This is a genomic window from Ideonella azotifigens (assembly GCF_006519715.1).
In the GTDB taxonomy this organism is placed as follows: Bacteria; Pseudomonadota; Gammaproteobacteria; order Burkholderiales; family Burkholderiaceae_C; genus Ideonella; species Ideonella azotifigens.
In genome coordinates this window covers 1-6,617 of record NZ_VIDT01000287.1, presented here as the reverse complement: position 1 = coordinate 6,617, position 6,617 = coordinate 1, and the positions used below count along the sequence as shown (strand labels likewise).

At 67.9% G+C, this 6,617-nt stretch carries 8 protein-coding genes; 5 read left to right on the top strand and 3 right to left on the bottom strand.

Annotation, left to right across the window (positions count from 1 at the left end; genetic code table 11):
• Both FKP22_RS33465 and FKP22_RS17060 read right to left on the bottom strand, forming a co-directional pair.
• Positions 1-323 (bottom strand): hypothetical protein (locus FKP22_RS33465; RefSeq protein ID WP_211361443.1); only part of this gene is annotated, 323 nt, incomplete at its 3' end.
• A 70-nt stretch (positions 324-393) separates the two neighbouring features.
• Positions 394-570 (bottom strand): DUF1328 family protein, encoded by a 177-nt coding sequence (locus FKP22_RS17060; RefSeq protein ID WP_141288651.1) that lies wholly within the window; start codon positions 568-570, stop codon positions 394-396.
• 347 nt (positions 571-917) lie between these two features.
• On the opposite strand from FKP22_RS17060, the gene egtD reads away from it, so the two are divergent.
• The 5 genes from egtD (at position 918) to FKP22_RS17035 (ending at position 5,903) form a co-directional block, all read left to right on the top strand.
• Positions 918-1,922, top strand: a complete 1,005-nt coding sequence (gene egtD, locus FKP22_RS17055; protein WP_141288650.1) for an L-histidine N(alpha)-methyltransferase — start codon at positions 918-920, stop codon at positions 1,920-1,922.
• A 19-nt stretch (positions 1,923-1,941) separates the two neighbouring features.
• Entirely contained in the window at positions 1,942-3,288 is a 1,347-nt protein-coding gene (egtB, locus tag FKP22_RS17050) for an ergothioneine biosynthesis protein EgtB (protein ID WP_141288652.1), read from the top strand.
• A 166-nt stretch (positions 3,289-3,454) separates the two neighbouring features.
• On the top strand, positions 3,455-3,934 hold the full coding sequence (locus FKP22_RS17045) for a hypothetical protein (RefSeq protein WP_141288649.1): 480 nt from the start codon (positions 3,455-3,457) through the stop codon (positions 3,932-3,934).
• A 32-nt stretch (positions 3,935-3,966) separates the two neighbouring features.
• Complete coding sequence (locus FKP22_RS33460) at positions 3,967-4,911, top strand: hypothetical protein (protein WP_211361442.1); 945 nt, start codon at positions 3,967-3,969, stop codon at positions 4,909-4,911.
• A gap of 446 nt (positions 4,912-5,357) precedes the next feature.
• On the top strand, positions 5,358-5,903 hold the full coding sequence (locus FKP22_RS17035; RefSeq protein ID WP_211361441.1) for a L,D-transpeptidase: 546 nt from the start codon (positions 5,358-5,360) through the stop codon (positions 5,901-5,903).
• On the opposite strand, the gene FKP22_RS32155 is transcribed toward FKP22_RS17035, so the two are convergent.
• The coding region (locus FKP22_RS32155) for a hypothetical protein (RefSeq protein WP_170200936.1) at positions 5,904-6,617 on the bottom strand (714 nt) is incomplete at its 5' end.

Genomic DNA, 6,617 nt, shown 5'->3' with positions numbered 1-6,617 from the left:
TTCGAGTTGATGCTGCCGCGCGGGCTCTGAAGCCCCGGCAGGCCCATAAAAAGGGGCCCGCCACGTTGCCGTGGCGGGCCACCAAAAAAACCAGCGTCGTCGCCGGTCCTTCTCAAACGAAAAACAGGAATTGCAGGCAAGTCATTGCAGGTTCCGCGCCAGCCGCGGGCCTGCTGCCAGCGTGCCGCCTGCATGTTGCCGGGCCGTACGAGGGAGAGTCCTGTTTTTGCGTCGCCAGCGCTGTTACGATTTTTCACTTTCAGGGCCTTGCGGCCCGGCTCCGGACTGCGGTGGACGGCCGCCAGGGCGACCGGGCGTGACACATTTCGTCGCCTCGGGCGCGACGTTTCACGGCCGCGGCCGCAAATTGGCAATGCGGTTGAAGCGAACGCGCTACTTCCTCAGCGCGCCAATGCCCAGCAAGGCCAGCACGACAAACAGCAGGCAGATGGCCAGGAACACGAAGAAGAGCACCTTGGCGATGCCGGCGGCGCCAGCGGCCACGCCGCCAAATCCCATCAGGCCGGCAATCACCGAGATCACCGCAAAAATAAGGGCCCACTTGAGCATGATGTTGTCCTCTTGAGTCGACGAAGGTGGCCGCGAAGCCGCTCGCCAGGCAGGGCCGCTGGCGAGCGTTTTGCGGCATGGTGGGACTGTAGAAAGCGGCAGCCTGGGGGGCCATCGGTGGCGGCGCAGGCGGCTTGTAGGACGGGGCCTTGAGCCAGCCAGATTCAGCCCGGGTGAGCCCAGGCCGGGGCTTCGCGCATTGTTGATCGCCTGGCTCGGGTTTTGGGGTATTCCCTTGGGGCTGGCGCCCGCGCGCGTGTCAGGCTGCAAACGCGGCGCAGTCCTACACTGCGCTCCGGGCGCGAGAGGCGATGCTGCGCCAGTCCACCGCAAGCCCAGGGAGAGCCATGCGCGCCGTGTTCGACTCGATTCCCACCCTCCGCGACGTGGTGTCGCGCACCCAGCCACGGGGCCTCACGCCCGTGGATGCCGCCCCCGAGGATCCGGAGCGGGCGGCCATCGTCGCCGCACTGCTCAAGCCGGCGGCGAGCATTTCGCCGAAGTACTTCTATGACGAGCAGGGCTCCGCGCTGTTCGAGGCCATCACCGAGGTGCCCGAGTATTACGTGACGCGCACCGAGCGGGCGGTGATGGTGCGCCATCACGAAAGCATTGCCAGCGCGGTGGGGGAGTGCAGCAGCATCATCGAGCTGGGCGCCGGCAGCTGCAAGAAGGCCATGTCGCTGTGCGAGTTGCTGGACCCGGACCACCTGGTCGTGGTCGACATCAGCGGCGACTTCCTGGCCACCCATGCACGGGTGCTGCAGGCCGGGCTGCCGTGGATGCAGGTGCACCAGGTGGTGGCCGACATCACCCGCCCTTTCGAGCTGCCGCCGGCGCTGCCCATGCAACGCCGGCTGGTGTTCTACCCGGGCTCGTCGATCGGCAACTTCGAGCCGGCCGAGGCCTGTGCGCTGCTGGCCCGCGCCCGCGGCCTGAGCGGCGACGATGGTGCGCTGCTGCTGGGCGTGGACCTGGTCAAGGACCCGCAGATCCTGCAGGCCGCCTACGACGACCATGGCGGAGTCACCGCGGCGTTCAATCGCAATGTGCTCACGCACCTGAACACGCTGATCGGCAGCGACTTCCAGCCCGCGCAGTGGCGGCACGTGGCGCTGTTCAATGCGCAGCGCAGCCGCGTCGAGATGCACCTGGAGGCCAGCCGGGAGCTGGAAGTGCGCTGGGCGGGCGGCGGCCGGCGCTTTGCAGCCGGCGAGCGCATCCACACCGAGAACAGCTACAAGTACACGCCGGACCGGCTGCAGGATTTGCTGGCCACCGCCGGCTACTCGCGCGTGCGCTGCTGGACCGATGCCCGCGGCTGGTTCGCCGTGGTGCTGGCCCAGCCTTGAGTTCGCGATGAGCGCCGCGATGCTGATCGATGAAGTGCTGGCGACGGCTCCCGCGCACGCGGTCGTGCCGCTGGTGCAGCGCTACCACGCCGTGCGCCAGCATTCGCTGGGGCTGGTCACGCCGCTCTCGCCCGAGGATTGCTGCGCGCAGTCCATGCCGGATGCCAGCCCGGCCAAGTGGCACCTGGCCCACACCACCTGGTTCTTCGAGACCTTTGTGCTGGAACGCTGGGAGCCGGACTTCGCGCCCTTCCACCCCGGCTTCCGCATGCTGTTCAACTCCTACTACGACAGCGTGGGTGAGCGCCATCCGCGGCCCGCGCGTGGGCTGCTGACCCGGCCTTCGCTGGCCGAGGTGCTGATCTACCGCCAGCAGGTTGATGCCCGCATGGGCACGCTGCTGCAGCAGCTGCATGCCAACCCCGAGGTCCAGGCACTGGTGACGCTGGGGCTGCAGCATGAGCAGCAGCACCAGGAGCTGATGCTGACGGATCTGAAGCATCTGCTGTTTGCCAACCCGCTGCGGCCCGCCTATGTGGCCAGGCCGGCGCCGGTGGATGCGGCAGAGGTCGCAGGCGCGTCCAGGGCGGCCAGGCCATTGCGCTTCCAGCAGTTTGCCGGTGGCCTGGTGGAGATCGGCCATGCGCGCCAAGCATTGGATGACGAGGCCACGGCGTTTGCCTTCGACAACGAATCGCCGCGGCACAAGGTCTACCTGGCACCGTACGCGATTGCCGATCGGCTGGTCAGCAATGGCGAGTACCGGGCCTTTGTCGAGGATGGTGGCTATGACGACCCGCTGTTGTGGCTCTCCGAAGGCTGGGCATGGCGCCAGGCGGCACAGCACCGGCACCCGCTGTACTGGGAGCCCGGCGCACCGGGCGCATGGCTGGCCTTCACGCTGGGCGGCCTGCAGCCACTGCGCGACGCCGAGCCGGTGGCCCACCTGAGCTACTTCGAGGCCGATGCCTTCGCCCGCTGGGCCGGCGCGCGGCTGCCGACCGAGGCCGAGTGGGAGCATGCCGCTGGCGCGGCCTGGGCGGAAGCTAGACCTGGCTTGCGGGGCCCCGACCAACTGCACCCCCAGCACGCTGCAGAAGCCCAGGCCCAGTGGTTTGGCGAGCTGTGGCAGTGGACCCAGTCCAGCTACGCGGCCTACCCCGGCTTCCGGCCCGCGCCAGGCGCGGTGGGTGAGTACAACGGCAAGTTCATGGTCAACCAGTACGTGCTGCGTGGCAGTTCGTGCGCGACGCCGGCCGGCCATGCCCGGCCCAGTTACCGCAACTTCTTTCCGGCCACCGCCTGCTGGCAGTTCAGCGGCCTGCGCCTGGCCAAAGACCTGAGCGAACTGCCGCCTGGCGGCTGACGGTGATGCCGCGGGGCCGTGGGCCAAGTCCTACAGGTCCGGTTGGCATCGCCTGACACCCGGGGTCTTTTGAGGGGCGTACGCTGACATTCATCCGGTCAACACCGGGTGTCACTTCCCTCCCCAAACCGCGCAGTCACCTGTGCGGACTTTCAAAGGAGTTCCCATGAACACGAACAAGACCCTGCTTTCCGTCATCACCGCCGCCAGCGTCGCCGGTGCCCTGTCGATGGCCTACGCCCAGTCCGAACCGGCCCCGTCGCCGACCTCGGTGCAGGCCCCGACGACCGAATCGTCGGCCCAGTTGCAGGCATGGCACGACCTTGAGCAGCAGCGTGAAAAGGTGCGCGAGATAGCTCGCCAGCAGGCGCTGGACGCCGCTGAAGCCCAGCGCGCTGCGAATGAAGCCTCGGTGGCGCAGGCTGGCCAGGCGGCCGAGCCGACCTATGGCGCCAACATGAGCAGCACCGCTGAGCCTGCGCAGCAAGCCGCGCCGATGGCCCCGGCCACCCCGGAACCCAGCGCCACGCAAAGCAGCGGCACGACCACCCCCACGCCTGACCAGGGCTACAACAGCAGCACCGACAACAGCGCCATGAACAGCGGCTCGACCTCGATGCCAGCCCCGCAAGCCGACCGCAACTGAGCGACTCGTCCAGCCATCCCGGTCCTGACCCCATGAACACGAACCCCGAGCATCCTTCCGTGCGTCGCCCTGAGTCTGCTCCAGTGGCGCCTCGCGACACTGCCTGGTTCGATGGCATCCGACGGGGTCTGTGGATCGGGCTGGCGGCGGCGGCCGTCATCCTGCCGGTGCAGTACCAACTGCGCCAGCATCGGCTGGCAGCGCAGCGGTCTGCGGCCGTCGCGATGGCGCCCGGTGCCGAACAGGCGCCCGCGGCTTTGCAGCCGCAGGCACCGCTTGCCGTCACGCCGCCGCCGCCGGTGCGCCCGATGGTGGTGGACTGGCACGGTGAATCCGCCTCCGAGCCGGCCCGCAAGCTGGCGCAATGGGTGGCAGCTTCGCACAACAACGAAGGCATGGATTTCGTGATCGTCGACAAGCACAACACCAAGGTGTTCGTGTTTGCCTCCGACGGCCAGCTCAAGGGCGCCACGCCGGTGCTGCTGGGCTCCAAGGTCGGCGATGACTCGGTGCCCGGCATTGGCCAGAAGCCGATTGCCGACGTGCGCCCCGACGAGCGCACCACACCCGCTGGCCGTTTCCTCGGCCAGCGCGGCATGAACGCGATCAACCAGGATGTGGTGTGGGTGGACTACGACGCCGCCGTGTCCATGCACCGTGTGCGCACCACCAACGCCAGCGAGCGCCGGCTGGAACGCCTGGCCACACCGACCACCGCGGACAACCGCATCTCCTACGGCTGCATCAACATGCCGGTGGCCTTCTTCGAACAGGTGCTGGCACCGACCTTCGCGAAACAGCGCGCAGTGGTCTATGTGCTGCCCGAGGTCAAGAGCCTGCAAATGGTATTCGGCATTCCCGATCGGTTCGATGCACCGGCCACGACGGCCGAAGCACCGGCCGCAATGCCAACGATGCCAACGATGACTTCGCTGCGTGCGCCGCTTGCGGCGGCCGCACTCGCCGCCAAGGGCTGAGTGGGCCGGCCGGCCGGATAACGACATGGCGCGCTGCTCGGGCCGGCGGCTTGCCCTTGTCCAATGCCCTTTCTGCCCATGTCCTTCAGCGCGGGCCGCCCGTTCCAGCATTCGCTTAGCACAGCAAGGAAGCTGAACACTCAATAACGCCAGAAAACGCCAGTATTTGCTGTAAAGCCTGCAAACCCTGCGCTGCTAGTATTCCTGCCTGACACGACCGGATCGGAGATCCGCGTCAATCGTGTCGCTGGACCATTGGCGAGGCGGGGTGCATGGGTTTGCTTGCTCGGCGTTGGCTGAAGGCTGCGGCCTCGGCATGGGTGCTTTTGTGTGTCGCGTCTGGCGTTCAAGCCAGCGTGGCGGTGTCCACGGCCGTTGCGGCACAGTCTGCGGAAGCGGCTGATGCGGCCGATGCTGGCGGTGCCAGCGCAGACCAGCAGCGACTGGTGAACTGGATTGCCGAGACCGGCGACAACCACGGCCATCCGTTTGTGCTGGTCGACAAACAAGCAGCGAGCCTGCGTGTCTACCGCGCCGACGGCAGCCTGGCCGGCGCCACCACGGTGTTGTTGGGCCGCACCCGGGGTGACCTGACGCAGCCGGGGGTTGGCGAGCGCACGCAGACCGGCCATCTGCTGCCCGAGGACCTAACCACGCCGGCTGGCCGTTTCGAGTCCGAGCCCGGCCGCAATCGCGTGGGCGAAGACGTGGTCTGGGTCGACCATGCCGCTGCGCTGGCCATACACCGCCTGCGCCCCGGTGCTTCGCAGGCCGAGCGGCTGCGTCGGCTTGCATCGGTCACGCCGGAAGACAACCGCGCCTCCGCGGGCTGCGTGGTCGTGCCGGTGTCGTTTTACCTGGACGTTGTCCAACCCCTGCTGGGCCAACAGGCCGGCGTGGTCTACATCCTGCCCGAGCGCGGCATGGGTGAGGGCACGCAGTGGGCCGACGGCCTGTCGCCCACCCACCTGCGACCTGTTGCACTGAAGTGATCAGCGCGCCGCGCCGGTCGGCAGCGGCGGGCGTGGCAACACGGTGACCCGTGTGACGCCATCGTCGCCGGTGCTCAGCGCGTAGTTGCCCAGCGAGAAATAGGCTTCGGCGTGCGCGATGTCGCTGGCCTGCGCAACGAACAGCCGCAGCCAGCCGGTCGAGCCGCCAGGCAGACCGGTCAAGCCCAGCGCTTGTGTCACCACCTGGGTCTGCCCGGCCGGAAGGGTCACGGTGACCGGCAGGCCCAGTGCCTTGCCCTTCTTGCCAATGTCGTAGACCACGCTGCCGGCCTGTGATTCGCTTTGCAGCGCATTCAGGTACAGCCACAGCGAGACGGTCTGGTCCCGTGCGCTGGTATTGCGCAGCGTGTAGGCCAGCTGGCAATCGCCCACCGGCGTGTTGCTGCAGCGCGCCACGTCGTCCAGGTCCACCACCACCTGCGGCATGGTCAGCGTCAACGAGCTGGCGCTGGTGCCGGGGATGTCGAAGGTCTTGGAGAACTGCATGCCGTAGTGGGCATTGGCCAGCGCGTGAATCTGGTAGCGGCCGGCTGGCAGCTTGGCCAGGTTCAGGTAGAACTTGCCATCCGCCGGCAGGGCCAGCCCGTCGCCTTCGATCCAGCGGCAGTATTCGTCGTCGGACCGGTCGCAGCTCATCAGCCGCACCGAGGGCGCGAGTTCCAGCGGCAGCGCCGCGCCAGTGTCCGCCGCCAG

Coding starts and splice junctions, on each gene's coding strand:
- FKP22_RS33460 (WP_211361442.1), top strand. CDS start 3,967: ATGAACACGAACCCCGAGCATCCTTCCGTGCGTCGCCCTGAGTCTGCT.
- egtB (WP_141288652.1), top strand. CDS start 1,942: ATGCTGATCGATGAAGTGCTGGCGACGGCTCCCGCGCACGCGGTCGTG.
- egtD (WP_141288650.1), top strand. CDS start 918: ATGCGCGCCGTGTTCGACTCGATTCCCACCCTCCGCGACGTGGTGTCG.
- FKP22_RS17045 (WP_141288649.1), top strand. CDS start 3,455: ATGAACACGAACAAGACCCTGCTTTCCGTCATCACCGCCGCCAGCGTC.
- FKP22_RS17060 (WP_141288651.1), bottom strand. CDS start 570: ATGCTCAAGTGGGCCCTTATTTTTGCGGTGATCTCGGTGATTGCCGGC.